The organism is Roseococcus sp. GW821-FHT12F05 (genome assembly GCF_058806835.1).
Window position 1 is genome coordinate 37553 of the sequence record NZ_JBXAQB010000023.1, and the last position, 24862, is coordinate 62414.

General features: G+C 70.7%; 25 protein-coding genes and 1 riboswitch. Of the genes, 7 read left to right on the forward strand and 18 right to left on the reverse strand.

Annotation, left to right across the window (positions count from 1 at the left end; all coding sequences use genetic code 11):
• Positions 1-2 precede the first annotated feature (2 nt).
• Complete coding sequence (locus tag AC1ROY_RS32515) at positions 3-1343, reverse strand: outer membrane protein assembly factor BamB family protein (RefSeq protein WP_493153104.1); 1341 nt, start codon at positions 1341-1343, stop codon at positions 3-5.
• A 23-nt stretch (positions 1344-1366) separates the two neighbouring features.
• Positions 1367-2017 (reverse strand): tetratricopeptide repeat protein, encoded by a 651-nt coding sequence (locus AC1ROY_RS32520; protein WP_493153105.1) that lies wholly within the window; start codon positions 2015-2017, stop codon positions 1367-1369.
• Positions 2018-2138: 121 nt separating this feature from the next.
• Between AC1ROY_RS32520 and AC1ROY_RS32525 the strand changes: the two genes are divergently transcribed.
• Positions 2139-2492 (forward strand): hypothetical protein, encoded by a 354-nt coding sequence (locus AC1ROY_RS32525; protein WP_493153106.1) that lies wholly within the window; start codon positions 2139-2141, stop codon positions 2490-2492.
• Here AC1ROY_RS32525 and AC1ROY_RS32530 read toward each other — a convergent pair.
• Genes AC1ROY_RS32530 through AC1ROY_RS32540 form a run of 3 tightly spaced genes read right to left on the reverse strand, consistent with a single transcriptional unit; the run spans position 2440 to position 4911 of the window.
• A complete protein-coding gene (locus AC1ROY_RS32530; protein ID WP_493153107.1) occupies positions 2440-3150 on the reverse strand; it encodes a 5-formyltetrahydrofolate cyclo-ligase in 711 nt (236 codons plus the stop codon). The two genes, AC1ROY_RS32525 and AC1ROY_RS32530, sit on opposite strands and share 53 nt — an antisense overlap.
• Positions 3143-3598 carry a group III truncated hemoglobin gene (locus tag AC1ROY_RS32535; protein ID WP_493153108.1) on the reverse strand — a complete coding sequence of 152 codons (456 nt, stop codon included), beginning with the start codon at positions 3596-3598 and terminating at the stop codon, positions 3143-3145. The genes AC1ROY_RS32530 and AC1ROY_RS32535 overlap by 8 nt, the downstream gene beginning before the upstream one ends.
• On the reverse strand, positions 3595-4911 hold the full coding sequence (locus AC1ROY_RS32540) for a dihydroorotase (RefSeq protein ID WP_493153109.1): 1317 nt from the start codon (positions 4909-4911) through the stop codon (positions 3595-3597). Before AC1ROY_RS32540 ends, AC1ROY_RS32535 begins: the two co-directional genes overlap by 4 nt.
• A 91-nt stretch (positions 4912-5002) precedes the next feature.
• A riboswitch (cobalamin riboswitch) is annotated at positions 5003-5224 on the forward strand.
• A gap of 127 nt (positions 5225-5351) precedes the next feature.
• Here AC1ROY_RS32540 and AC1ROY_RS32545 point away from each other — a divergent pair.
• From AC1ROY_RS32545 to AC1ROY_RS32560, 4 genes are all read left to right on the forward strand, one after another.
• On the forward strand, positions 5352-5558 hold the full coding sequence (locus AC1ROY_RS32545; RefSeq protein ID WP_493153110.1) for a DUF1289 domain-containing protein: 207 nt from the start codon (positions 5352-5354) through the stop codon (positions 5556-5558).
• A 21-nt stretch (positions 5559-5579) separates the two neighbouring features.
• Positions 5580-7877 (forward strand): 5-methyltetrahydropteroyltriglutamate--homocysteine S-methyltransferase, encoded by a 2298-nt coding sequence (gene metE, locus AC1ROY_RS32550; RefSeq protein ID WP_493153111.1) that lies wholly within the window; start codon positions 5580-5582, stop codon positions 7875-7877.
• 444 nt (positions 7878-8321) lie between these two features.
• Positions 8322-9152, forward strand: coding sequence for an ABC transporter ATP-binding protein (locus tag AC1ROY_RS32555; RefSeq protein ID WP_493153112.1), 831 nt, complete (start codon positions 8322-8324; stop codon positions 9150-9152).
• Complete coding sequence (locus AC1ROY_RS32560) at positions 9149-9949, forward strand: ABC transporter permease (RefSeq protein WP_493153113.1); 801 nt, start codon at positions 9149-9151, stop codon at positions 9947-9949. Before AC1ROY_RS32555 ends, AC1ROY_RS32560 begins: the two co-directional genes overlap by 4 nt.
• Positions 9950-10012: 63 nt before the next feature.
• Here the strand turns inward: AC1ROY_RS32560 and asnB are convergent, their stop codons facing one another.
• The 5 genes from asnB to AC1ROY_RS32585 form a co-directional block, all read right to left on the reverse strand.
• Positions 10013-11764 carry an asparagine synthase (glutamine-hydrolyzing) gene (gene asnB, locus AC1ROY_RS32565; RefSeq protein ID WP_493153114.1) on the reverse strand — a complete coding sequence of 584 codons (1752 nt, stop codon included), beginning with the start codon at positions 11762-11764 and terminating at the stop codon, positions 10013-10015.
• Positions 11765-11953: 189 nt separating this feature from the next.
• Positions 11954-12994 carry a glycosyltransferase gene (locus tag AC1ROY_RS32570; protein WP_493153115.1) on the reverse strand — a complete coding sequence of 347 codons (1041 nt, stop codon included), beginning with the start codon at positions 12992-12994 and terminating at the stop codon, positions 11954-11956.
• On the reverse strand, positions 12991-13947 hold the full coding sequence (locus AC1ROY_RS32575; protein WP_493153116.1) for a glycosyltransferase: 957 nt from the start codon (positions 13945-13947) through the stop codon (positions 12991-12993). The genes AC1ROY_RS32570 and AC1ROY_RS32575 overlap by 4 nt, the downstream gene beginning before the upstream one ends.
• Positions 13944-14708 carry a glycosyltransferase family 2 protein gene (locus tag AC1ROY_RS32580; protein WP_493153117.1) on the reverse strand — a complete coding sequence of 255 codons (765 nt, stop codon included), beginning with the start codon at positions 14706-14708 and terminating at the stop codon, positions 13944-13946. The genes AC1ROY_RS32575 and AC1ROY_RS32580 overlap by 4 nt, the downstream gene beginning before the upstream one ends.
• Positions 14705-15631 (reverse strand): glycosyltransferase family 9 protein, encoded by a 927-nt coding sequence (locus AC1ROY_RS32585; RefSeq protein WP_493153118.1) that lies wholly within the window; start codon positions 15629-15631, stop codon positions 14705-14707. Before AC1ROY_RS32585 ends, AC1ROY_RS32580 begins: the two co-directional genes overlap by 4 nt.
• A 63-nt stretch (positions 15632-15694) precedes the next feature.
• Between AC1ROY_RS32585 and ygfZ the strand changes: the two genes are divergently transcribed.
• Positions 15695-16519 carry a CAF17-like 4Fe-4S cluster assembly/insertion protein YgfZ gene (ygfZ, locus tag AC1ROY_RS32590; RefSeq protein ID WP_493153119.1) on the forward strand — a complete coding sequence of 275 codons (825 nt, stop codon included), beginning with the start codon at positions 15695-15697 and terminating at the stop codon, positions 16517-16519.
• A gap of 76 nt (positions 16520-16595) precedes the next feature.
• Positions 16596-17303 (forward strand): hypothetical protein, encoded by a 708-nt coding sequence (locus AC1ROY_RS32595; protein ID WP_493153120.1) that lies wholly within the window; start codon positions 16596-16598, stop codon positions 17301-17303.
• A 40-nt stretch (positions 17304-17343) separates the two neighbouring features.
• Here the strand turns inward: AC1ROY_RS32595 and AC1ROY_RS32600 are convergent, their stop codons facing one another.
• Genes AC1ROY_RS32600 through AC1ROY_RS32635 form a run of 8 tightly spaced genes read right to left on the reverse strand, consistent with a single transcriptional unit; the run spans position 17344 to position 24741 of the window.
• Complete coding sequence (locus AC1ROY_RS32600) at positions 17344-17595, reverse strand: hypothetical protein (protein WP_493153121.1); 252 nt, start codon at positions 17593-17595, stop codon at positions 17344-17346.
• A 60-nt stretch (positions 17596-17655) separates the two neighbouring features.
• Positions 17656-20328: a pyruvate, phosphate dikinase gene (gene ppdK / locus AC1ROY_RS32605; RefSeq protein WP_493153122.1), complete on the reverse strand. Its 2673-nt coding sequence runs from the start codon at positions 20326-20328 to the stop codon at positions 17656-17658.
• Between the two features lie 12 nt (positions 20329-20340).
• Positions 20341-22479, reverse strand: a complete 2139-nt coding sequence (gene glyS / locus AC1ROY_RS32610; RefSeq protein WP_493153123.1) for a glycine--tRNA ligase subunit beta — start codon at positions 22477-22479, stop codon at positions 20341-20343.
• Positions 22479-22868 carry a type II toxin-antitoxin system VapC family toxin gene (locus AC1ROY_RS32615; RefSeq protein WP_493153124.1) on the reverse strand — a complete coding sequence of 130 codons (390 nt, stop codon included), beginning with the start codon at positions 22866-22868 and terminating at the stop codon, positions 22479-22481. Before AC1ROY_RS32615 ends, glyS begins: the two co-directional genes overlap by 1 nt.
• A complete protein-coding gene (locus tag AC1ROY_RS32620) occupies positions 22865-23113 on the reverse strand; it encodes a type II toxin-antitoxin system VapB family antitoxin (RefSeq protein WP_493153125.1) in 249 nt (82 codons plus the stop codon). The genes AC1ROY_RS32615 and AC1ROY_RS32620 overlap by 4 nt, the downstream gene beginning before the upstream one ends.
• A gap of 27 nt (positions 23114-23140) precedes the next feature.
• Positions 23141-24001 carry a glycine--tRNA ligase subunit alpha gene (locus AC1ROY_RS32625; protein ID WP_493153126.1) on the reverse strand — a complete coding sequence of 287 codons (861 nt, stop codon included), beginning with the start codon at positions 23999-24001 and terminating at the stop codon, positions 23141-23143.
• Between the two features lie 43 nt (positions 24002-24044).
• Positions 24045-24482, reverse strand: coding sequence for a hypothetical protein (locus AC1ROY_RS32630; RefSeq protein WP_493153127.1), 438 nt, complete (start codon positions 24480-24482; stop codon positions 24045-24047).
• Between the two features lie 4 nt (positions 24483-24486).
• Positions 24487-24741, reverse strand: coding sequence for a type II toxin-antitoxin system Phd/YefM family antitoxin (locus tag AC1ROY_RS32635; protein WP_493153128.1), 255 nt, complete (start codon positions 24739-24741; stop codon positions 24487-24489).
• Positions 24742-24862 lie beyond the last annotated feature (121 nt).

The window sequence follows — 24862 nt, forward strand, 5'->3', positions numbered from 1 at the left end:
GATTATCCTACGCCGCGCAGGGCGACGACGGCGCCCCCGTCGGTCATCAAATAGACGCTGTTGTTGGCCACCACCGGTTGCAGCGTGGCGCCGTCGGGCAGGCGCAGCCGCTGAAGGATGTCGCCCGAGCCGGCATCCACCTCCAGGAGCTGCCGGTGGCTGGAGGAGAGCAGGAGGCGGCCGCCGGCCAGGACCGGCGGGCTCCAGATGATCGGCCGGCGCCGCCGGGCCTCGTCCTCGTAGCTCTGCAGCTCGGTGATCCAGCGGACGCGGCCGTTGTCGCGCTCCAGCGCCATCAGCCGGTTGCCGCGAGTGAGCGCGAAGCACCAGTCGCCGGCCAGCGCCGGCGTGAGCGAGCCACCCACCTCGCGCTCCCAGACGCGGCGGCCGGAGCGCAGGTCGAGGCTGGTCGCGGCCCCGGCCATGCCGATGGCGAAGACCCGGCCGCGGTCGATCACCGGCAGCGCCGAGATGGCGCCGATATCGGCGATGGAGACACCGCCCCGCGTGGTGCCGAGGCTGTCGCTCCAGAGCACGCGGCCGTCGGCGACGTTGAGCGCCACGATCTCGCCCGAGGCGAAGCCGGCTACGGCCACGTCGCCCTCGACGGCCGGGCTGGGCAGGCCGAGCGGCAGCGCCTGCACGGGCGAGGCGCGGAAGGCCCAGGAGCGGCTGCCGTCCTCGGTGGTGAGCGCGAGGAGGTGGTTCTCCACCGTCGGTACCAGGATCTTGTTGCCGGCGACGGAGAGGCCGCCGCGGGCCGGTACGGGCAGCGGTGCGCGCCACTTGATCTCGCCCGAGCCAGGGTCGAGCGCCAGCACCTCGGCGAGGCCGGTGGCGACGTAGAGCACGCCGTCGGAGAAGGCGATGGCACCGCCCAGCGCGCCGTCGCGGTCGCGGCGGGGGCGGGTGTCGGTCTGCCAGCGGCGGCCGCCACGGGCGACGTCGAGGCAGGTCACCCAGCCCTGCGCGTCGACTGCGAAGATCGAATCCCCGACCACCAGCGGCGAGGCGGTGAGGCGGCGGCGGTAGGCGTTGCCCGAGCCGATGGAGGTGCGCCAGACCTCGCCGATCGGCTGGGGCAGGGAAAGGTGGCCCGGCGCATGGCCCGGCGCGCCGCCCGCGGTCGGCCATTCGAGGTTGAGCGTGGGCGGCGGCAGCGAGAAGGCGCGGCTGAGGGCGGCCTGGTCGGCGGCCACCTCGCGCTCGCTGGAGAGCACCGGGCGGCGCTCACCGGGAAGCGGGACCTTGGGGGTGCCGAGGAAGTCGTCCACCCAGTCGCGGGCGGTGTCGCAGCCGGCCAGGAGGGCGGCGCCGCCGAGCAGAGCCGTGCGGCGACCCAAAAGCCGTTTCGTCGAATCAGGCATCAGCTTCCCAGTCCCTGGAGCAGGCGGCCGGCGCGGTCGCGCAGCCCCTGCGGCGTCGCCGCGTCGCTCGTGATCGCCTGGAGCGTGGTGCGTGCCTGTTCGGTGTTGCCGGCCTTGAGCGCGGCGAGCGCCTGGACCTCCTGCGCGGAGGCGCGCCAGGGGGCGCCGGGCGCGGCCAGCGGGGCCATGCGGGCCTGGATCTCGGCCGCATCGCCCGAATCGAGGGCGTGCAGGCCCCACATCACGGTCGCGAGGTCCCGGTAGAGCGGTTCCGCCTCGGCGTCGCGCGAGAGGGCGTCATAACCGGCCAGGGCCTGCTCCGTCTGGCCGGTCTCGGCCAGGAGGGCGGCGGCGCGCAGCCGAGCCAGGGCGCGGTAGCCGGCGGGCGCGTTCGGCGCCATCGCGGTGAAGCGGTCGGCCATGGCGCGGAGGTCGGCGCCCGGGGCGGCGGCGTCGCGGGTGACGGCCAGGTAGGATTCGGCGGCCTTGCCGGCCTCGCGCCGCTCGTGCCAGCGCCAGGCCTCCCAGCCGCCGATGCCGGCGAGCGCCAGCAGCACGACCCCGGTGACGAGCCCGCCATAGCGCTGGGCGAGCTTGCGCGCGCGCTCGGCGCGGAGCTCCTCGTCAACCTCGTCGATCAGATCGGACAATGCAGGCGCCTTCGTTCCGGGGGATGGGCGTTCGGGAGGAGGGGGTATAGCGGCCCGTTCGCACGGCGTTAAGGCTTGCGGGTGTTTCGTGGCGGATGTGCGGCACCTGATCCCTCTCCCGATGCTCCTCCTTCTCTTCCTGGGAGGCTGCGACGGCCCGGCGCTGGTCGTGACGGCGGGGGTGAACGTGGCCTCGCTGACCCTGGTGGGGCGGAGCGTGCCGGACATCCTGGTCTCGGGCGTGACGGGGCGGGACTGCTCGATCGTCCGGCTGGACCGGGGGATGAGCTATTGCGCGGCCCGGGAGCCGGCGCCTGGGCCGCCGCCCTACTGCACGCGCAGCCGCGGCAGCGTGGATTGCTGGGTGACCCGGCCGGGGACGATCCCGATGGTCCAGGGCGTGGTGGACGGGCCGGCGAGTCTCAACCCGGCCCAGGAGGCGGACCGGACGGCGCGCTGGCCGGGGCTGTGGTGATGCCCTGCTCGGTGACGATGGCATCCATGGGGATGTCGTGCGGCTGGGGAAAGATGGTCGGCATGGCGGCGCGCGAGGTTCCGACCCCCAGGACCCTGGGCTTCACGGCCATCGCGGCCAGGGTCCGGTCGAAGAAGCCGCCGCCGTAGCCGAGCCGGTAGGCGCCGGGATCGAAGCCGACCACGGGGGCGATGACGATGTCGGGCACGACTTCCGCCCCTTCGGCGGGGACGGGGATGTTCCAGACGTCGCGCGCGAGCGGGGCGCCCGGCCGCCATTCGCGGAAGACGAGGGGCCGGGCCTTCTCCACCACCACGGGAAGGGCGCAGCGGCCGCCGCGGGCGTGGATTCGCTCCAGCCAGGAGCGCAGGTCGGGCTCGCCGCGGAAGGGCCAGTAGGCGCTGACGATGCGGCCGGCGACCTGGCCGATCGCCGAATCCAGCCCGGCGGTGATGCGCTCCGTCTCCTGGCGGCGGGTCTCGGGCTCGACGGCCAGGCGCAGCGAGATCAGCCGCTCGCGCTCTGCCTTGCGCCAGCGGGCGACGTCGCGGCGCTGCTGGGCGTCGGGCTCAGGCGCATGGCCGAGATAGTCGGGGTCGACCTCGTGCAGGAAGCAGGCCGGGGAGGCGTAGTCGTGGAATTCCGGCGGCTCAGCCACGGCGGAACCGCTCCTCCCGGCCGAGCAGCACGCCCTGGCCGGCGGCGATGCCCATCTCCAGGCTCTGCGCGATGCGCTGGGCGCGCTCGATGAAGTGCTCCGCCGCGGCCGGCGGGCAGAGCTCGCGCGCCGTCGCGCCGAAGAGGGCGAGCCAGCGGTCGAAATGCTCGGCGTCGACCGGAAGCGGCAGGTGCTTCTCCATGGGGCTGCCGTGATATTCGCCGGACATCAGCGCGACGGACGACCAGAAGGCGAACATGCGCTGAAGATGCGGCTCCCAGTCGGCGATGCGGGCGGCGAAGACGGGGCCGAGCAGCGCGTCCCTGCGCACCCGCGTGTAGAAGCCGCGCACGAGACGCTCGATCATCGCGGCATCGATGCCGGTGCGCGCGACGATCCCGGCGGTGATTTGCGCGCGTCGCTCGGCGGCGTCGCGCGCCGTGCTCACCGGAAGGTGACCGGCTTGCCGATCGGGGCGCCCAGCACCTCGTCGTCGCGCATCGCGACGTTCCCACGGATGATGGTGCCGACTGGCCAGCCCTGGCAGCGATAGCCGTCGAAGGGCGTCCAGCCGGCGGGGCTGGCGATCCAGTCGTTGGTGATCTCGCGGGACTTCTTCATATCCACCAGCGTGAAGTCGGCGTCGTAGCCGACGGAGAGGCGGCCCTTGTTCACCGCGCCGTAGATCCGCGCGGGGCCGGCGCACATCAGGTCCACGAGGCGCGAGAGGCTGAGGCGGCCGGCGCTCACATGGTCGAGCATCACCGGCACGATGGTCTGCACGCCCGTCAGGCCGGCGGCGGTGTTGGGCCAGGGGCGCTCTTTGGCCTCGCGGGAATGCGGGGCGTGGTCGCTGCCCACCACGTCCACCGTGCCGTTGCGCACGGCGGCCCAGGCGGCCTCGAGGTGGCGCTGCTCGCGGATGGGCGGGTTCATCACCGCATAGCCGCCGAGGCGGTCATAGGCCTCGTCGGTCTGGGTGAGGTGGTTCATCAGCACCTCGACGGAGCAGATGTCCTTGAAATCGCCGAGGTATTCGAGCTCCTCGGCCGTGGACACATGCAGGATGTGCGCGGGACGGCCGGTCTTGCGGGCGAGGGCCATGAGGCGCTTCGTGCCGAGCATCGCGCATTCCACGTCGCGCCAGACCATGTGGTTGCGGTGGGGCATGCCCTCGGTGAAGAGCGGCTTGCGCTCCTGCAGGCGGTACTCGTCCTCGGAGTGGTAGCAGATGCGCCGGCGGCCGGAGCGCATCACGGCCTCCAGCGTCGCGTCGTCCTCGATCAGCAGGTCGCCCGTGGAGGAGCCCGCGAAGACCTTCACCGCGCAGACATTGTCCTCCAGCTCCAGCTCGGCGAGCTCGGCGATGTTCTTCTTCGAAGCGCCGACATAGAGGCCCATGTCGCAATACGCATGCTCCGCCACATAGGCGCGCTTCCAGGCCAGCTGCGCCGAATCGGTGATGGAGGGCGCGGTGTTCGGCATGTCGAAGACCGTCGTCAGGCCGCCGAGGATCGCGGCCTTCGTGCCCGTGGCGATGGTCTCGACCTTCGGGTCGCCCGGCTCGCGCAGATGGACATGCGCGTCGATCAGGCCGGGCAGCACGTGCAGATGCGTGCAGTCGATCACCTGGGCGGCCTCGGCCTTGCCCAGCGCGCCCATGGCGGCGATCCGCCCGCTGCGCACGCCGATGTCCAGCGGCTCGATGCCCCAGGGCAGGACGGCCTGGCCGCCGCGCAGGATGAGATCGAAATGGGGCATCGGGGGGAGAACTCCGCAGGTCGGTAATTGGCCGCAATCTGACGGGTCCGGCGGGGCGCGCAAGACGTGCTTGACTCGGTGAGACATAAGGATATGTTGATGACGTGTTGGTCCGGCGCGAGCCGGTGAAAAGGGAACGCCGTGAGGCTCGTGATGCGAGCCAAGTCGGCGGCTGCCCCCGCAACTGTCAGCGGCGAGCTGGCCTCTCATCGCCCTCGCAAGAGGGCTGGTCACTGGGATCCCGATCCCGGGAAGGCCGAGGGGCGAGTGACGACCCGTGAGCCAGGAGACCTGCCGGCACGCGCGAAACCCAACCGCCGGGGCGGGGTGCCCCCGGACAGGGAGAGACCGACCATGCGCCAAAGCCGCGCCCTGAATGTCCTGAACCGAACACCCTGTCGTGGGCGAATGCGGGCCTGTCCCCAGAAAGCCTGACCGCCATGCCGGCCGTTCCCCGGCCCTCCGAGTCCGATCCGACCTCGCCCTGCCTGCGCATCTGCAAGCTGGATGGGGAGGTCTGCCTCGGCTGCGGCCGCCGTCTCGACGAGATCGTCGCCTGGCCCACGGCTTCCGCCGCGGCCCGGCACGCGATCCTGCGTGCGGCTCGGGCCCGGCTGGCGACTCATCCCGACAGATCCGGGGCCTGAGCGCCCCTTCAGGAGACGACCATGACCGCCTACAACCTGGGCTTCCCCCGCATTGGCTTGCGGCGGGAACTCAAGACCGCGCTCGAATCCCATTGGTCCGGCAGGACCGGCGAGGATTCCGTGCTCGCCACCGCCGCCGAGCTGCGCGCCCGCCACTGGGCGCTGCAGGCCGAGGCCGGCATCGCCATGCCGCCGAGCAACGATTTTTCCCTCTATGACCACGTGCTGGACACGGCCTGCGCCGTGGGCGCCATCCCGCATGGCTATGGCTGGCATCCGGGCGAGGCGGTCTCGCTTGCGACCCGCTTCGCCCTGGCCCGCGGCGGGCGCGGCGACGAGGACGCCTGCTGCGGCGGCCACGGCGCGCCCGCGCTTGAGATGACCAAGTGGTTCGACACGAACTACCACTACCTCGTGCCCGTCTTCGGCAAGGGACAGGAGTTCGCCCCCACCGGCTTCCCCGCCGTCGAGGCCTTCCTGGAGGCCAAGGCGCTCGGCCACATGACGCGGCCGGTGCTGCTCGGTCCGGTCTCCTTCCTGCTGCTCGGCAAGATGGCCGAGGGCGCGGGCGATCCGCTCGACCTGCTCCCCGGCCTGCTGCCTGTCTATGCCGAGACGCTGAAGCGCCTCGCCGCCGCCGGCGCGACCCAGGTGCAGATCGACGAGCCCTGCCTGGTGCTCGACCTCGCGCCGCAGGCCCGCGCCGCCTTCGGCACGACCTATGCCGCGCTGGCCTTGGCCGCGCCGGGCCTCTCGATCCTGCTCGCCGCCTATTTCGGCGATCTCAGGGAGAACCTGGAGACGGCGCTGAACCTGCCCGTCGCCGGCGTCCATCTCGACCTCGTGCGTGCGCCGCAGATGCTGGACGTGGCCCTGCGCCACGCGCCGGCGCGGATGGTGCTGTCCCTCGGCGTCGTGGACGGCCGCAACGTCTGGGCGACGGACCTCTCGCGCGCCTTCCTGAAGCTGCGCTCGGCGGCCGCCTCGCGGCGCTTCGAGCTGCTGCAGGTGGCGCCCTCCTGCTCGCTGCTGCACAGCCCGATCGACCTCGCCGGCGAGACCGGCCTCGATGCCGAGCTCAAGGGCTGGATGGGCTTCGCGAAGCAGAAGCTGGAGGAGGTGGCGCTGCTCGCGCGCGGCCTCGTCGAGGGCCGCGGCGCCATCGCCGAGGCGCTGGACGCCAGTGACGTCCGCCAGGCCGCCCGCCGCGCCTCGCCGCGGCTGCACGACAAGGCGGTGGCCCGGCGCCTCGCGGCGGGAACGCCGGAGGATGCGCGGCGCCTGCCCTTCGCAGAGCGCCGCCTCGCCCAGCGCGCACGGCTGAACCTTCCGGACTATCCGACCACCACCATCGGCAGCTTTCCGCAGACGCAGGACATCCGCGCCGCGCGAGTCGCCCGCAAGCGCGGCACCCTGCCGGAGGCCGAGTACGACGCCTTCCTCGAGGCCCGCATGGAGGAGGCGGTGCGCTGGCAGGAGGAGATTGGTATCGACGTCCTCGTCCATGGCGAGTTCGAGCGCAACGACATGGTCGAGCACTTCGCCGATTTCCTCACCGGCTTCGCGGTGACGAAGAACGGCTGGGTGCAGAGCTACGGCTCGCGCTGCGTGAAGCCGCCGGTGATCTACGGCGACGTCGCGCGGCCGAAGCCCATGACGGTGGACTGGGCGCGGCGCGCGCAGGCGCTCACGGAGCGGCCGGTGAAGGGCATGCTCACGGGGCCGGTCACGATGATGCAATGGGCCTTCATCCGCGACGACGTCCCGGCGCCGACCATCCGCCGCCAGCTCGCCTATGCCATCCGCGACGAGGTGGTGGATCTGGAGACGGCCGGCATCGCCATCATCCAGATCGACGAGCCGGCCTTCCGCGAGGGCCTGCCGCTGCGGCGCGACCAGTGGGACGCCTACCTGCGCGATGCCGCCGCCTGCTTCCGCATCTCGGCGAGCGGGGTGGCGGAGGACACGCAGATCCACACCCACATGTGCTACTCGGAGTTCAACGACATCATGGCCAGCATCGCCGACATGGATGCGGACGTGATCTCGATCGAGACCTCGCGCAGCCGGATGGAATTGCTCGAGGCCTTTCTCGACTTCCGCTACCCGAACGAGATCGGGCCGGGGGTCTACGACATCCATTCGCCGCATGTCCCGGGGGCGCCGGAGATGCGGGAGCTGCTCGGCATCGCCGCGCAGCGCCTGCCGGCGGACCAGATCTGGGTGAATCCCGATTGCGGGCTGAAGACCCGCCGCTGGGAGGAGGTGCGCCCGGCGCTGGTGAACATGGTGGAGGCCGCGCGCGCCATGCGGGGCTGAGCTGCGGCAATGCGGGAGGATCCCGGTCCTCCCGCAACCTCGGAGATCACCGCTTGGGCGCCTGGGCCGACCCGCCCGGCGTGTTCTGCGCTGTGCGCTAACATAGGACACAAATAAAAATAAGCGAAAATATCAGACCCCTATAAATCGCGTGGGTCGCATTTCAATTTTGCTCGTTACTGAAAATAATGAGTGACTTTTGGGCTTTGCAGATGGCCAGATTTTTATTCGGTGCGGTATGGGCGGTCATGTTTTGGATTGTGATTGTCGACATCGCCCTGCTTTCATGAGGCCTCGCCGGGGCATGGACCTTGGGCTTGCGCGTTGAACTGGCGGCGGCACGCAGCTCCCCCGGGCCATCCCGTGGTTCTCGATCCTGTTTTCGGCCTGCGTCATGCGGGAGGTGCCCATGGCCGCCCACGCCCCATGATTCCGGCGCTTCGGATGTCCGGGCTGCCCGCCGAGGTGGCGCATCGATGCCGCCGCGGGGGTGACGACGCGGCGCATTGGCCGCATATCCCCGCCATGTCCCAGGCGCTGATCGTCGAGAATCTCGTGAAGACCTATGTCGCCGGCCGCCCGCCGGCGGTGGGTGGGCTGAGCTTCACCATGCCCATGGGCGCGACCTACGGGCTGCTGGGCGGCAACGGCGCGGGCAAGACCACGACCATCGCCATGCTGCTGGGCCTGCTGGTGCCGACCTCCGGCCGCATCACCGCGCTGGGCCACGATATGGAGAAGGACCGGTTCAATGCCCTCGCGCGGATGAATTTTTCCTCGCCCTACATCGCACTGCCGCACCGGCTTTCCGTGGCCGAGAACCTGCGCGTCTATGGCCACCTCTACAACGTGAGGAACGCCGAGGCGCGCATCATGGAACTGGCGCACGACCTGCAGCTGGAAGACCTGCTGGACCGCCCGGCCGGACAGCTCTCGGCAGGCCAGAAGACGCGCGTGGCACTGGCCAAGGCGCTCATCAACCGGCCCGAGCTGCTGCTGCTCGACGAGCCCACCGCCAGCCTCGACCCCGACACCGGCGACTGGGTCCGCTCCTGGCTGGAGCGCTACCGGGAGCAGACCGGCTGCGCCATCCTGCTCGCCAGCCACAACATGGCCGAGGTGGAACGGCTCTGCGACCATGTGCTCATGCTCAAGCAGGGCCAGGTGGTGGACCAGGGCAGCCCGGCCGCGCTGGTCGAGCGGTTCGGCCGCAGCGACCTGGAAGAGGTCTTTCTCGATATCGCGCGGGGCACGCATGCGGAGGCGGCCCAATGAACGGATCGCTTCGCCGCATCTGGGGGCTCGTCTATCGCCACCTCGCCCTCTACCGCCGTTCGCCGCCGCGGCTCATCGAGCTCATGTACTGGCCTGTGCTGCAGATGGTCGTCTGGGGGTTCATCACGGCCTATCTCGCCGGCGTGCAGAACAACCTCGGCTCCGTCGCGGCCGGCGTGCTGCTGGGCGGCGTGCTGCTCTGGGAGGGCGCGCTGCGCAGCCAGATGGGCTTCTCCGTCTCCTTCCTGGAGGAGATCTGGTCGCGCAACCTCGGCCACATCTTCGTCTCGCCGCTCAGGCCAGGCGAGCTGGTGGCGGGCCTCGCCGCCATGGCCCTGCTGCGGACGATGATCGGCGTGATCCCGGCCATGCTGCTGGCCTGGTTCCTCTATTCCTTCAACATCTTCGCCCTCGGCCCGCTGATGGTCGCCTTCTTCGCGGCGCTCATCATCATGGGCTGGGCGGTGGCGCTGGGCGTGACCTCGCTGATCCTGCGCTACGGCGCGGGGGCGGAGACGCTGGCCTGGTCGGTGCTCTTCGGCATCACGCCCTTCGCGGCGGTCTTCTATCCCGTGAGCATCCTGCCCGCCTGGCTGCAGCCGGTCTCGCTGGCGCTGCCGGCCTCGCACATTTTCGAGGGGATGCGCGCGGCGCTGACCCATGGCGAGATCGCCTGGGGGCACCTCGGCGCGGCCTATCTGCTGGACGCGGCGTGGATTGCCGGGATGGGCTGGGTCTTCATGAGCCAGTTCCAGGCCGCGCGGGTGAAGGGCGCGCTGCTGAATATCGGCGAGTAGCCCGAGCATGATCGCCGAAGGCGGAATCGCCGGAGACGTGAATCATTCTCGCCGGAAATGGCTTCAGGCCAGGAACTCGAAGACGTTCCCCTCGGCGCGCTTCCCCTCGACGTGGCGGCGGTGCCAGATCGCATAGAAGAGCAGGTGCCAGGCCGCGTTGCCCGGCCGCTTCTCGGCCGCGTGGCGGAAGAGCTGCTCGACCTTCCCGGGCAGGCAGAGCTCGGCGATGCCGGGCTGCCGCGCCACCAGCGGCCCGAGCTTGTCGGCCCGGCGCGCGATCCAGGCGCCGATCGGCACGGTGAAGCCCTGCTTCGGTCGGTGAGGCTCGGATGCCGGAAAATTCCGCGCCAGCCATTTGCGCAGGAGCCACTTGCCCGTGTTCTTCCGCACCTTCAGCGCGTCCGGCAGGCGGAAGGCGGCCGCGGCCACGCCTTCGTCCAGGAAGGGCGTGCGGCCCTCGACGCCATGGGCCATCAGGCAGCGGTCGAGCTTGGTCAGGAGGTCGTTGGGCAGCCAGTCGGCGACGTCCACGGCCTGCGCGGCCTGCAGGCGGGTGCGGCCGCCGGTCGCGGCCTCGGTCTCGGCGGCGGCGATGCCGTCGCGCCAGGAGCGCGGCGGGTTGCGGAACACCTCCAGCCGGTCGAAGGCGCCGCGCGCGCGCATGGCGCGGCCCCAGAGCCACCAGGGCCGCATCGCCGCGCGATAGCGGCCGTAGCCCCCGAAGATTTCGTCGCCGCCTTCGCCGGCCAGCACCACCTTCACATCCTGCCGCGCGCGGCGGGCGAGGAACCAGGTGGGGATGATGGCGTAGTCGGCGGCCGGGTCGTCCATGGCGCCGACGATCTCGGGGAGGTGCTTCCAGACCATCTCCTCGCTGACCAGCACCTCGACATGATGGGCGCCGGCGGCCTCGGCGGCATGGCGGGCGGCCGCGCGCTCGTCGGCGGCGCCCTTCACGTCGAAGCCGGCGGTGAAGGCCATCACCGGCTTCTCGTTGAGGCGGGCCATCATGGCGAGGATCGCGGCCGAATCCGTGCCGCCCGAGAGGAAGAGGCCATAGGGCACGTCGCTGCGCTGGTGCAGCAGGACGCTCTCCTCCAGCGCCGTGTCGAGGCGGGACAGCGCCTCCTCCTCGGAGATAGCCTCGGGCGGGCCCTCCGGCAGGGCGATGCGGCGGTGCCGCTCGACGATCTTGCCGTCGGCGATGCAGAGGCTCTCGCCCGGCAGCAGGCGGCGGATGCCCTGGAAGATGGTCTCGGCGCCGGTGGTGAACTGCAGCTGCAGCAGCTCGTCGCGCGCCTCGGTGCGGATGCGGGGCTGCACGAGGCCCGCGGCGATCAGCGCCTGCGGCTCGGAGGCGAAGGCGATGCCATCCTTGGTCTCGGCGATGTAGAGCGGCTTGATGCCGAAGGGGTCGCGCGCCAGCACGAGGCGGCGCGTGGCGCGGTCGTGCAGGGCGATCGCGTACATGCCGCGCAGGTTGTCGACGAAGTTCAGCCCGTCGCGGCGGTAGAGGTGCAGCGGCGGCTCGCAGTCCGACTGGGTGGCGCAGACGAGCTGGTTCCGCTCGCGCAGCTCCCGGTAGTTGTAGATCTCGCCATTGGCGACGAGGGCGGCGCCGCCGGCGAAGAGCGGCTGGTCCCCGGTCACGAGGTCGATGATGGAGAGGCGCGTGTGGGCCAGGGCCACGCCGCCGGCCATGTGGTGCCCAGCGCCGTCCGGCCCGCGATGGGCGAGGGCGGTCGTCATCGCCTCCAGCGCCGCGGCGGGCAGGGGCGCGCCCGGGCGCAAAGCAAGGCCGGCGAGACCGCACATGTCAGGGTGCATCCCCAAATGGCTGCGCGGCCGCTCGCCGGGTCTTTTGCGTCCTGGCGGCGTCAGCGGCTTGGCTCGATGGGTAGGCATCGGACTCGGCCCGTCGCGGCAGTGCCGCGACCCTGGCCAGCCCACAAAATCCCTCGGCGATCGATCCGCGGTCCATTTGGGGACGCACCCTTCGGTTCCTCATCGCTGCACCTTGTGGAGGAAATCCCGCCACTGGGCGAGGACGGGTCCCTCGGCGAAGTTTTTCTCGAATTCCTTCCGGCCGTTATGCGCCAGCCGTGCGGCGTCCCGCGGGTCGGCGAGCGCTGATTTGATGGCATCGGCCAGCGCCTCGGCCGAGTCGACAGGGACGAGGAGGCCGGTCTCGCCCGGTACGATCAGCTCGCTCGGCCCCTGGGCGGCGGCGGCGATCACGGGGCGTGAGGCGGACCAGGCTTCCAGCACGATGTTGCCCAGCGGCTCGTGGCGGGACGAGCAGACGAAAAGGTCGCAGGCCGCCAGCAGGGCGCCGATGTCCTCCCGCCAGCCGAGCAGATGCACGCGATCGGCGACGCCGCATGCGCGGGCCAGGGCGGTCAGGGCCTCGCGCTCCGGGCCTTCGCCGGCGATGCAGAGGGTGGCGTCGGGGACGAGGGCCAGGGCACGGATCGCGACGTCGAAGCCCTTGTTCCGGTGCAGGCGGCCCATGGCGAGCAGGCGCGGCGCGGCGCCGGGAAGTTCCGCCGGCGCGGCGCCGGCCAGATCCGTCACGAAGTTGGGGAGGTAATGGGCGTTCGCCGCCGGACAGCCCTGGGCGACGATCCAGTCCCGCAGGTCGCGCGTGTTGCCGACGAGATGGTTGCAATCCCGATAGTATTTGAGGTCGTAGTAGCCGCCGAGCCGCCCGACCGTGGGCCAGAGCTGTGGATCGCCGGGATAAGGATCGGGGGCAGACGGCGTCTTGCTGCCCGCGCGGTTCATCCAGGCCATGGTGACGGTCGGCTGGAACTTCTTCAGCAGCAGGCCGATGCGCGGGCGCGTCAGGATGTCGATCGGCCCACCGAAGCGGAGCTCGACCGGGCACAGGCCGCCAGCGGCGAGGCGTGCGGCGCGCTCGGGATCGCGGCGGATGATGGGCAGCACCTCATCGCCCGCGCCATGCAAGGCGAGGGTCAGGCGCTCGTAGAAGGCCTCGGCGCCGCCGTGCTTCGCGCCGGCCATGATATTGGCGAGTCGGATCATGCGAGCGCCTCGAAGCGGGTGGCGACATCGCCCCAGCCCGGACCCGGGCCGCGCGCGAGGCCGGCGCGGTGCATGGCGAGCCAGGCCGCGTCGTCCGTGAGGAGGCGGCGCGCGGCCTCGACGAAGGCTGCCTCGTCGCGCGCGACGATGCCGGTGACGCCGTCCACGATGCGCTCAGCCACGGCGCCGCGGTCCATCACCACGCAGGGCAGCCCGACCGCCTGTGCCTCCGCGAGGGCGAGGCAGAAGGTCTCGCCCTCGTCGCCGAGGTAGAGCATGCAGCGTGCCTCCATCAGCCTCTCCCGCAGCTCCGTGCGCGCGACGGGGGCGAGGATGCGGGCGCCGCTCGCGGCCGCCCGGTCCAGGATGGGCGCGGCGCGCCCGGCGAGGCGTGCGTCGCCGCCATAGGTCGCGGCGCCGGAATAGGCGTGCAGCTCGCCGGTCCCGATGCGCGGCCAGAGGGCGGCCAGCTCGTCCAGCCCGCGCGTGGGGTTGGAGGTGAAGATGGCCACCGGCGCGGGCGGGCGGCGCTCGGGCGTGGGCTCCCCGAAGGGCGGGGCGACGGCGAGCGGGATCTGCGCGCGCCGGCCCGGCAGCCATCCGGGGAGCGTCGCCGCGTGATGCGGCCCGAGCGTGACGAGCGTGGGGCGGGCCATCAGCAGCGGCCAGGCGTGGCGCGGCTTGCGCAGGTAGCGCGCGGGGTTGTGCAGCCAGAGGACGCGCCGGCCCTTTGGCAGCTCGGAGAAGAGGCGCGGCACGCGCGCGGCGACGACGAGGTCCGCGCGGTCGGGCAGGGGGGCGGTCTCGCCCTCGAAATGCAGATGGAAGTCATGGTCGCGCGCGGAAAACTCCCGCGCCAGCAGGGCCACCGCCGTCTCCACCCCGCCGAGCGGCCGCGTGCCGACGGCGTCGGCCTCGATGCGCGGGCCCTCATTGGCGAGGACGATCCTCAAGGCCGGTGCCGCTCCGGCTCCAGCCGCGCCTTGAGGTGCGAGAGCAGCGGGAAAAGCCCCGCGCAGAGCGCGATCAGCACGCCCCAGCCGCCCTCCTTGTAGCCCTTTCGGCCGATGAGGCACTTGAAGGTCCGCGAGACGAAGCGGCGCAGGTTGTTGCCGAGCGTGCCGATGTCGCCGGACTCCAGAAGATCGGCCGCCTTGGCGCTGCTGTAGCGGTCGAGCCGGCGCAGCATGTCGGAGATGTCGCGGTCCACCTCGTGGCGGATGCCGTGGGCGGTGATCCGTGCGCCCTCGCTGCCCGTCCAGTCGAGGCCGGGATGCACGCGCTGGGCGCGCCAGTGCTTGGCGCCCTTGCGGAAGAGGATGGGCTTCAGCGTCGTGCCGAAGCTGCCGCCCCAGCCGTGCAGGATCAGGCGATCGCCCACGTAGTTGTCGATGCGGACGCGGTGGAAGGCGTCGGGGCTCACGGCGACGACGTGGCGGATGTCGTTCCCGAGCTCCGGCGGCACGCGCTCGTCGGCGTCCACCTCCAGGATCCAGTCGCCGGTGCAGGCGGCGATGCCGGCGTTCCGGCGATCGCCCTCCAGCGTCCATTCGCCCTGCAGCACGCGGGCGCCCACGCCGCGGGCGATCGCCGCGCTGGAATCGGTGCTGCGGTCGAGCACCACCACCACCTCGTCCGCGAAGCCGAGCGTGGCGAGGCAGGCAGGCAGGCGGGCCTCCTCGTTGCGCGCGACGACGAGGGCGGACAGCCTCATGCCGGCACGCCTGGCGCAGGCAGGGGGGTGAGCAGCCGCGTGGCGGCCTCGACGACGGTCTCCACCTCCAGCTTGTCCATGGGCGTGGTCGCGGGCGGGCCGTCGGCCAGCACGGCCTCGGCGCGGGCACCGACGGGGCCGTACTCACTGGCCGGGGTCGGGCCGAAGAGGCCAAGCGTCGGCACGCCGGTTGCGGCCGCGATGTGCATCAGGCCGGAATCGTTGCCGACATAGAGCGAGGCCCGGGACAGCACGGCCGCGACCTCGGGCAGAGAGAGCTTGCCCACGAGATCGACGGCATTGGGCAAAGCCTTCAGCACCGGCTCGGCCATGCGCCGCTCCTGCTCGCCGGGCCCGCCCAGGACCGCGACATAGGCTTTGGGCAGCGGGCCGAAAAGCTTTGTCAGCCGATGGGTCATGTCCACGAAGCGCTCGGCGGGCCAGGTCTTCACATGCCAGTTGGCCGTGGGGCCGAGGATGAGGTAGGGGCCGTGGGGCAGCACCGCCTCGGCGCGCGCCATGTCCTCCGCATTGAACCAGACGACCGGGCGCGGGGCGGGGGACACGCCCAGCGCCTCGGCGAGGTACTGGATGCGATGTCCGGGACGCCGTCCGCCGCGCATCACCGCCCGCCGGCGCGTCCAGAGCAGCCAGGCCATGGCCGAGCCGCGCAGGTCCACCACCAGGTCCCAGCGGCGGAAGGCCACTTGCCACCAGAGCTCCAGCCAGTGCAGCGACCAGCGCTTCTTGGTCAGCGGGATGATCCGCTCCAGCCCGGGCATGCGGGCGAAGACGCCCTCGGCCACATGGCCGCAGGCGATGGTGATCCGGGCCTCCGGGTGCTGCCGCAACAGGTGGTCGAGCAGGCCCGTGGAGAGCACGGCGTCGCCGATCCGCGTCGAGGTGATGAAGAGAATGCGCACCGCGCCCCTCTAGCAGAAAGCTTCCCGGTTGAACCCCCTGGCGAAGCTGCCACATTCCAGCGCATGCCCATTGCCACCCAGCCTATCGCCACCTTGGCCGACCGTGCCGTCCTGGAAGTCACCGGCGAGGACCGGCTGGCCTTCCTCCAGGGCCTGATCTCGAACGACGTGACGGCGATCCCGGAGGGCGGGGCGCTCTGGGCCGCGCTGCTGACGCCCCAGGGCAAGTGGCTGGCCGACTTCTTCCTGGTGCCGGAGCCGGAGCGGCTGCTGATGGATGTCGAGGCCGGGCAGGCCGAGATGGTCATGACCAAGCTGCTGCGGTTCAGGCTCCGTTCGAAGGTCGCCATGGCGCGGCTGGAGGGGTTTTCCGTGCAAGCGGGATGGGGCGAGCCGATGCCTGTGGGCGGGGTGCCGGACCCGCGGCTCCCGGAGGCGGGCTGGCGGCTCGTCACGGAAGCGCCCCTGCCGACGACGGCCTCAGTGGAGGCCTACGATGCCCACCGGCTGTCGCTGGGCCTGCCCGACGGTAGCCGGGACATGCAGGCCGAGCAGTCCATCCTGCTCGAGGCCGGCTTCGACGAGCTGCACGGCGTCTCCTGGTCCAAGGGCTGCTACATGGGCCAGGAGCTGACGGCGCGGACCAAGTATCGCGGGCTGATCAAGCGGCGGCTGGTGCCGGTGGAGGTCGAGGGGCCGATGCCGGCACGGGGCACGCCCGTGACGCGGGATGGCGCGGAGGTCGGCGAGATGCGCTCGGGGCAGGGTGCGCGCGGGATGGCGCTGCTGCGGCTGGCGGCGCTGTCGGGCGAGCTGCGCTGCGGCGAGGCGGTGCTGCGGCCGCGCGTGCCGGGCTGGATGAAGCTGCCGGAAGCGACCGAGGCTTAATCGTCCGTTAGATTCTTCCAGGCATCTTCGCGGCGTGGAACAGATTCGCGCCGCCGCCCCCGCCCAGGCTTCCTCCGTGCCTCGCGCTCGCGCCGCCGTGGCAGGCGGCGGGTTCCAGGTCGCCATGGCGCGGGCGCAGGAGGGGGCTGCGCCCATGCGGGGCGTACCGCTCTCCGGCGTCGGGACGATCACGCGGGCCTGGGAGACCTGGCCCAATGGTGAGTTCCGCCAGCGCATCGCCCAGGCCGAGCGCAGCGCGGAGCAGGCGCAGCACGGCTACGGGCTGCGCAACCCCCGTTCGGGCGCGCTGGGGCGGTACCAGTTCCTGCCGAACACGCTGCTCGACATCGGGTGGAAGGATGCGCAGGGGAACTGGACGGCGGCGGCGCAGCGGGCTGGGGTGAGCAGCGATGTGGAGTTCCTGGCGAATCCTTCGGCTCAGGAGGCGGCGTTTTCCGCCTATCTCCGGCGGACGGAGACGCTGATCGACCGCAACGGCGCTTTGGCGCAGCAGGGTGCGGTGATTCGCGGGATGAATGGGCAGGACATCACGCTGACCGAGTCCGGCATGGTGGCTGCGGCGCATCGGCGCGGGGCGGGCACGCTGGCGCGCTATGTGGCACACCGCACGAACACGCCGGACGCGCCGGTTGCGGCACGCGATCGCCGGGCCTTCGCTGCGGTGGAGCGTCGCCTGCAAGATTTCGGTGATGTCGCCTATGCCAGCATGCGCCCCGCGCCGCGTGCGGTTGCGGCACTGGTGACAGGAGCTAGGGATTTATAGACGTTGGTGCTTTGCAGATGCCCGGCCTACGGTCAGGAAGCTAGCCGAGTGGGATTGAGTGTAGGCTGCGACTCCGCCCATCCCAAGTCGCGCTGAAGCTGCAGCCAGCGTGAGCTCGGGTGTGCTCGAAATGAGCCGCTTGGCCCGTCGTGCCTTCTTCATGAGCGCGTACCTTGCCGCGACATTCGGGACACCGCATCCCAACAGCACCGCGGTTCAGCAGCGCCTTTAAAATGTCCATCGACTCCCAGCGGTCTCCGCTGCGGGCTTCGCAAGTCGTACTTTTTGGCACCTCGCTTCCTCCAGCAGTCGGTAATCCGCGGCAGGGGTTTGAGGGGGGGCGGAGCCCTCCTCAAGCCGTCCTGTCGATGCCGCCGCCGCTCAGCGCCGCCTGCGCTGCCGCCAGCCGCGCGACCGGCACGCGATAGGGCGAGCAGGACACGTAATCCAGCCCGACCGTCTCGCAGAACTGGATCGAGGACGGATCGCCGCCGTGCTCGCCGCAGATGCCGAGCTTCAGCGCCGCCTTCACGCTCCGCCCCTTCTGCGCGCCGATCGACATGAGCGCGCCCACACCCTCGGGGTCGATGGAGACGAAGGGGTCCTTCGGCAGGATGTTCTTCTCGACATAGGTCGGCAGGAACTTTCCGGCGTCGTCGCGCGAGAGGCCGAAGGTGGTCTGCGTCAGGTCGTTGGTGCCGAAGCTGAAGAAGTCCGCGCTCTCGGCGATGCTGTCGGCGGTGAGGCAGGCGCGCGGCAACTCGATCATGGTGCCGACCAGGTACTCGATGGTCGTGCCGGTCTCCTCGAAGACCTGCTTCGCGATGCCGTCCACCTGGGCGCGGGTGATGTCGAGCTCGCGCTTCACCATCACCAGCGGGATCATGATCTCCGGCACGGGCGCCAGGCCGGTCTCCTTCGCGACGGCGACGGCCGCCTCGAAGATGGCACGGGCCTGCATCTCGTAGATCTCGGGGAAGGTCACGCCGAGGCGGCAGCCGCGATGGCCGAGCATCGGGTTGGCCTCCGAGAGCTCCGAGGCGCGGCGCTGCATGGCGGCGGCCTCGACACCGAGGCTGGCGGCGACTTCGGCGATCTCCTCCTCGGTGTGCGGCAGGAACTCGTGCAGCGGCGGGTCCAGCAGGCGGATGGTGACCGGCAGGCCCGCCATGATGCGGAAGAGCTCGGTGAAGTCGCCGCGCTGGAAAGGCAGGAGCTTGGCGAGGGCGGCGCGGCGGCCCTCCTCGGTCTCGGACATGATCATCTGCCGCACGGCGCCGATGCGCTCGGGGTCGAAGAACATGTGCTCGGTGCGGCAGAGGCCGATGCCCTCCGCGCCGAATTTCCGGGCCGTCTCGGCGTCCAGTGGAGTCTCGGCGTTGGCGCGCACCTTCATGCGGCGAACCTTGTCGGCCCATTCCATGAGCGTCGCGAAGTCGCCGGAGAGCTGCGGCTCGATCATCGCGATGGAGCCGAGAAAAATCTCACCGGTGGCGCCGTCCAGCGTGATCGTGTCGCCCGCGCGGACGATGTTTCCGCCCGCCGAGAGCGCCTGCGAGGCGTAGTCCACCGCGACGCCGCCGGCGCCGGCCACGCAGGGCCGGCCCATGCCGCGCGCGACCACCGCCGCGTGGCTGGTCATGCCGCCGCGCGTGGTGAGGATGCCGCGGGCCGCATGCATGCCGTGGATGTCCTCCGGCGAGGTCTCGATGCGGACGAGGATGACGCTCTCGCCCTTCTGCGACCGCATCTCGGCTTCGTCGGAGCTGAAGACCACCACGCCGCAGGCTGCGCCCGGCGAGGCGGGCAGGCCCTTGCTCAGCAGCTTGCGCGGCGCCTTGGGATCGAGCGTCGGGTGCAGGAGCTGGTCGAGCGAGCCGGGGGCCACGCGCGTGACGGCCTCGGTCTCCTCGATCAGTCCTTCGCGGCACATGTCGACGGCGATCTTCAGCGAGGCTGCGGCGGTGCGCTTCCCGTTGCGGGTCTGCAGCATGTAGAGCTTGTTCTGCTGCACTGTGAACTCGATGTCCTGCATGTCCTTGTAGTGCTTCTCGAGCACGGAGCGGACGCGGACGAGCTCCTGGTAGGCGGCGGGCATCACCGATTCCATCGGCTTCTCGCCCGCCTTAGCGCGCTCGGAGCTCATGGGCTGCGGCGTGCGGATGCCGGCCACGACATCTTCGCCCTGCGCGTTCACGAGGTACTCGCCGTAGAAGATGTTCTCCCCGGTCGAGGGATCGCGGGTGAAGCAGACGCCGGTGGCGCAGTCGTCGCCCATGTTGCCGAAGACCATGGCCTGGACGTTCACCGCCGTGCCCCAGCTCGCGGGGATGTCGTTCAGCCGGCGGTAGGTGTTGGCGCGGGCGTTCATCCAGGAGCCGAAGACGGCGCCGATCGCGCCCCAGAGCTGCGCCTTGGGGTCTTGCGGGAAGGGCTCGCCGGTGGCATCGGCGACGACGGTCTTGAAGCCCATCGCGACGTCCTGCCAGTCGGCGGCTGACAGCGCGGTGTCCTCGGCCACGCCGCGGTCGAGCTTCACGTCCTCGATGATCTCCTCGAAGCGGTGGTGGTCCACGTCGAGCACGACCGAGCCGTACATCTGGATGAAGCGGCGGTAGCTGTCCCAGGCGAAGCGCTCGTCGCCGCTGGCCTTGGCGAGGCCCTCCACGGTCTGGTCGTTCAGGCCGAGGTTCAGGACGGTGTCCATCATGCCCGGCATGGAGACGCGCGCGCCGGAGCGGACGGAGACGAGGAGCGGCTTTTCCGTGTCGCCGAACTTCAGGCCGACGGCCTCCTCGATGCGCGTGAGCGCGGCGGTGACCGCATCATCGAGGTCGGCGGGGTACTGCTTCCCGTGGTCGTAGAAATAGGTGCAGACCTCTGTCGTGATGGTGAAGCCGGGCGGCACGGGCAGGCCGATCGCAGCCATCTCGGCCAGATTGGCCCCCTTGCCGCCGAGTAGGTTCCGCATCCCGGCGCTGCCTTCGTTGTGGCCGGCGCCGAAGCTGTACACCCACTGTGTCATGCGCGGTTTCCTTCAGGCTTCGATTTTCGACAGGTCGCCGACGGCGTCCATCGCGGTGCGGAGGCGGGAGAGTAGTCGCAGACGGTTGCGGCGTAATGAAGGCTCGGGGTCGTTGACGAGGATACGGTCGAAGAAGGCGTCGACCGGGGGGCGGAGGGCTGCGAGGGCGGACATGGCAGGGCCGAAGTCTTCCGCCGCCAGCTGCTTCCGGACCTCGGATTCCGCCTGGTCGAGCGCGGCGTTGAGGGCCTGTTCCTCGGGCAAGGCGAGGAGGGAGGCGTCCACCGGGCCGGAATGCGGGCCGTCCTTCTTTTCCTCGATGCGCAGGATGTTCTGGGCACGCTTGTAGGCGGCAAGGAGGTTCTTTCCGTCCTCGGATTCGACGAGGCCCTTCAACGCCTCGGCGCGCGAAAGGATGCGCAGGATGTCGTCGTCCTCACCGATGCCGGCGGCGACGAGGTCATGGCGCGCGCCCTCGGCGCGGAGCTGGACGCGGAGGCGGTCGGTGAGGAAGTCCACCACGCCGGCCGCGAAGGCCGCGACCATGGGCGGGTGGCGGCCATCCTTCGGCGCGCCGGATTTCACCCGCTCGGCGGCGACGGCCATGCCGAACTCGGGCGAGGCGGTGGCGCCGGTGGCCTGCGGGAAGCCGAAGAAGGCCTCGCCGAGGATGTCCGCGAGGCGCAGGCGCAACCCGTTCTCGCGCAGCATGCGGATGACGCCGAGGGCGGCGCGGCGCAGCGCGAAAGGATCGCCGCTGCCGGTCGGCCGCTCGTCGGCGGCGAAGAAGCCGGCGAGCTGGTCCAGCTTGTCCGCCAGCGCCACGGCGATGGCGACCGGCTCGGTCGGCACAGCATCGGTCGGGCCGAGCGGGCGGTAGTGTTGCGCGATGGCCTCGGCCACTCTGATATCCTCGCCCTGCAGACGGGCGTAATAGCCGCCCATGACGCCCTGGAGCTCGGGAAACTCGCCCACCATGCCGGAGACGAGATCCGCCTTGGCGAGCAGCGCCGCGCGCTCGGCCAGCGCGGTGTCGGCACCGACCAGGGGCGCGAGGTAGCCCGCCAGCCGCGTGAGTCGCAGCACGCGCTGCCCCTGCGTGCCGAGCTTGGCGTGGAAGACCGCGCCGTCCAGCTTCGGCAGGAAGTCTTCCAGCCGCTGCTTGCGGTCCTGGTCCCAGAAGAAGCGCGCGTCGGAGAGGCGGGCGCGCAGCACGCGCTCGTTGCCCGCGACCAGCGCCGTGCCGCCATCGGTCGCTGTGATGTTCGCCACCAGCGCGAAACGCGGCGCGGCCGAGCCGTCCGGCTTGCGCAGCGCGAAGTAGCGCTGGTTCACGCGCATGGAGGTCCGCATGACCTCGGGCGGCAGATCCATGAAGTCATCGTCGATGCGACCCAGGAGCGGCACCGGCCATTCCACCAGCCCCGCGACCTCGGCGAGCAGGCCCTCGTCGGGGACGACCTCCAGACCCTCGGCGGCGGCCAGCGCGGCGACGCCCTCGCGGATCGTCGTCATGCGCGCGGCGGCGTCGAGCACGACGAAGTGCTCGCCCAGCCTCTTCGCGTGATCGGCCGCGCCGGTCACGGCGAAGGCGCCGGGCGCATGGACGCGGTGACCCTCGGTCAGATCGGCGGCGACCAGCCCATGGGCGGCATCGTTGCCGCGGGCGAAGGCGACCGGCACCACCTTGCTGTCCAGCAGGACGAGCACGCGCTGCAGCGGCCGCACCCACATCAGCGCCGAACTGGCCCAGCGCATGCTCTTGGGCCAGGGGAAGCTCCAGACGATCTCGGGCAGCGCGCGGTGCAGCAGGGCCTCGGCGGTGATGGTCTCGCCGGGCTTCATCAGCACCAGAAAGCCGTTCTGCTCGGTGAGCATCTCTCGGGTGGCGCCGTGCTTCTTGAGAAAGCCGGCCAGCGCCTGCTCCGGCGCGCCGATGCGCGGGCCGCGCTCCTCCTTGGCCGGCGTCTCGGCGGAGAGCGCCATGTCAGCGACGAGGCCGATGCGGCGGGGGCCATAGAAGCCCCGCGGCTCGCCCTGGATCAGCGGGGCCAGGGCGGCCTTGGCCAGCCGGCACAGGTCCTCGGCGGCGCGGGCCTGCATGCGCGCGGGGATTTCCTCGGTCAGGAATTCGATCAGCAATTCGGGCACTAGATGGCGGCCTTCACGTCGGTGCGGGCGAAGTCATCGCCCTTGAAGAGGAGAGGTTCGTCGCGGCTCCTGGCGAGCGCATAGGCGAAGCAATCGCCGAAGTTGAGTCCGGCGGGGTGGCGGCCCTTGCCGTAGCGGCGCCAGCCCTCGCGGGCCATGGCAGCGTGCTCGGCGGTGAAGGGGACAATCTCGACCCGGATGCGAGAGAGAAGGGCGTCCAGGCGCGCTGCGGCCGCGGCGCCGCCCCGACCCTCGCAGACGATTCCGGCCTCCAGGACGCTGGCGGCCGACATCACCGCCCGGCCCTCGATGGCGAGGGCCTGCTCCATGGCCGGCGCCTCCGGCTCCTCATAGAGCATCGCGAACAGGGCGGAGGTGTCGACAATCACTTGGGCAGGCCGTTCTCGTCATAGAGATCGGAATGGTCGCTGCTGGTGCCAGGCGGGAACAGTTTGGCGGACCCGCGCGTGATCTCGCGGATGGCGTCCAGCCGCCGGGCGATCTCCTCCTCATCCCGCATCACTTCCTGGTCGACCATGCGCCGCAGGACCTCGACCACGGAGGTGCTGCGCCGCTCCGCCAGCCGTTTCAGTCTGGCGATCAGCTCGTCGTCCTTGATGTTCAGCTGGCCCATGGTAGAAACCTCCTCGGTTATTCTACCCTAGGCCGCGCCTGCCAGCCAGCTTTCGCAGCAGGCCTTCGCCAGCGCCCTGACACGGCCGATATAGGAGGCGCGCTCGGTCACGCTGATGGCGCCGCGCGCGTCCAGCAGGTTGAAGCGGTGGCTCGCCTTGATGCACTGGTCGTAGGCCGGCATGGCCAGGCCATGCGCCACCAGCGACGCGCATTCCTGTTCCGCCTCCTCGAACTGCCGCTTGAGCAAGGTCACGTCGGCGAATTCGAAGTTGTGCGCGCTGTATTCCTTCTCCGCGCGGAGGAAGACCTCGCCATAGGTCACGCCGCGGCCGTTGAAGTCGAGGTCGTAGACCCGCTCCACGCCCTGGATGTACATCGCCAGCCGCTCGAGCCCGTAGGTGAGCTCGCAGGAGGGCACCTCGCAGGGGATGCCGCCGACCTGCTGGAAATAGGTGAACTGCGTCACCTCCATCCCGTCGCACCAGACCTCCCAGCCGAGGCCCCAGGCGCCGAGCGTCGGGCTCTCCCAGTCGTCCTCGACGAAGCGGATGTCGTGCAGCGCGGGGTCGAGGCCAAGGGCGCGGTAGCTGTCCATGAGCATGCCCTGCGGGTCGCGCGGGCTCGGCTTCATGATGACCTGGTACTGGTAGTAGTGCTGGAGGCGGTTCGGGTTCTCGCCGTAGCGCCCATCGGAGGGGCGGCGCGAGGGCTGCACATAGGCGGCGCTCCAGGGCTGCGGGCCGAGGGCGCGGAGCGTCGTCGCCGGGTGAAACGTGCCGGCGCCCATCTCCATGTCGTAGGGCTGAAGGATCAGGCAACCCTGCGACGACCAGTAGTCGTGCAAGGTCAGGATCATCTGCTGGAAGGAGAGGGGCTTTTTGGTCATCGCGGCGCTTCATAGCCCCGTCCGGATGCAAAACCAACGGCGCCTATTCCGTTCGCCGGATCGCCCGGGCCGCACCCGACTTCAGCACCATCAGGAATTTCAGGCGGATCGTTTCGAAGATGGCATGAGGCAGCAGGCCGTAGGCCGCGCTGGCCGGGTCGCCGGCGATGGAAGGCCGGAGATCAGGGCCGGGCCAGGCGAACCGGTTCGCCTCGGCGAGAACGACCCAGGAGCGCTCGCCGTCCATGCCGAGACGGCGTTTGGTGGCCGGTGGCAGTTCGACGGCGAGAGCAGGATCGGAAGGCGGGGAATGTGTCACCGGTAGGACGGTGACCGCGCGGCCACCTGTGCTTCCTGTCGTGACCAGCACGATGGCGCAGGGCCGGTCCTTGAGGCCCTCCTCCTGGCCGCGCGCATGCTCGCGCCGCCAGAGATAGCTGTAGCGGATGACGAGGCCTGGAACCGGCTCGGGAAATCCCACCGGATCAGGTCAGCTCGTCGTCGAAGGCCTTGGCGGCGTCGGGGGCGCGCGCCGCCTGGATGGCGGCGATGTCTTCGGCGGTGAAGTCCTCCGGACCCAGCACCTCTCGGTCACGCCGCTTCAGCCGTTCGTATTCGGCGATCGAGATCATCACCGTGCGCGTCCGGCCGCGCCGCGTGACGGCGACGGGTTCGGTCAGCGCGACATCCTGGTAGTGCCCGATGTTGCGCTGGAATTCGGCGGAGGGGACTTTGAGCATCTCCTGCATATGATGCATGAGATGCATGGCATGCAAGGTCTAGGTGTTTGATCCCGGATTTTGATGGTGCAGTCTTTTCGCGGGAGTGGAAGGAAGCGCTATGGGCCAGGTTCTGCATGGG

Bases quoted from the DNA above. Each gene is read 5' to 3' on its own strand.
- AC1ROY_RS32525 (WP_493153106.1), top strand. From the start codon at position 2,139: ATGCTCCTCCTTCTCTTCCTGGGAGGCTGCGACGGCCCGGCGCTGGTC.
- AC1ROY_RS32540 (WP_493153109.1), bottom strand. From the start codon at position 4,911: ATGCCCCATTTCGATCTCATCCTGCGCGGCGGCCAGGCCGTCCTGCCC.
- AC1ROY_RS32545 (WP_493153110.1), top strand. From the start codon at position 5,352: ATGCCGGCCGTTCCCCGGCCCTCCGAGTCCGATCCGACCTCGCCCTGC.
- metE (WP_493153111.1), top strand. From the start codon at position 5,580: ATGACCGCCTACAACCTGGGCTTCCCCCGCATTGGCTTGCGGCGGGAA.
- AC1ROY_RS32555 (WP_493153112.1), top strand. From the start codon at position 8,322: ATGTCCGGGCTGCCCGCCGAGGTGGCGCATCGATGCCGCCGCGGGGGT.
- AC1ROY_RS32560 (WP_493153113.1), top strand. From the start codon at position 9,149: ATGAACGGATCGCTTCGCCGCATCTGGGGGCTCGTCTATCGCCACCTC.
- asnB (WP_493153114.1), bottom strand. From the start codon at position 11,764: ATGTGCGGTCTCGCCGGCCTTGCTTTGCGCCCGGGCGCGCCCCTGCCC.
- AC1ROY_RS32570 (WP_493153115.1), bottom strand. From the start codon at position 12,994: ATGATCCGACTCGCCAATATCATGGCCGGCGCGAAGCACGGCGGCGCC.
- AC1ROY_RS32580 (WP_493153117.1), bottom strand. From the start codon at position 14,708: ATGAGGCTGTCCGCCCTCGTCGTCGCGCGCAACGAGGAGGCCCGCCTG.
- ygfZ (WP_493153119.1), top strand. From the start codon at position 15,695: ATGCCCATTGCCACCCAGCCTATCGCCACCTTGGCCGACCGTGCCGTC.
- ppdK (WP_493153122.1), bottom strand. From the start codon at position 20,328: ATGACACAGTGGGTGTACAGCTTCGGCGCCGGCCACAACGAAGGCAGC.
- AC1ROY_RS32620 (WP_493153125.1), bottom strand. From the start codon at position 23,113: ATGGGCCAGCTGAACATCAAGGACGACGAGCTGATCGCCAGACTGAAA.
- AC1ROY_RS32625 (WP_493153126.1), bottom strand. From the start codon at position 24,001: ATGACCAAAAAGCCCCTCTCCTTCCAGCAGATGATCCTGACCTTGCAC.
- AC1ROY_RS32635 (WP_493153128.1), bottom strand. From the start codon at position 24,741: ATGCTCAAAGTCCCCTCCGCCGAATTCCAGCGCAACATCGGGCACTAC.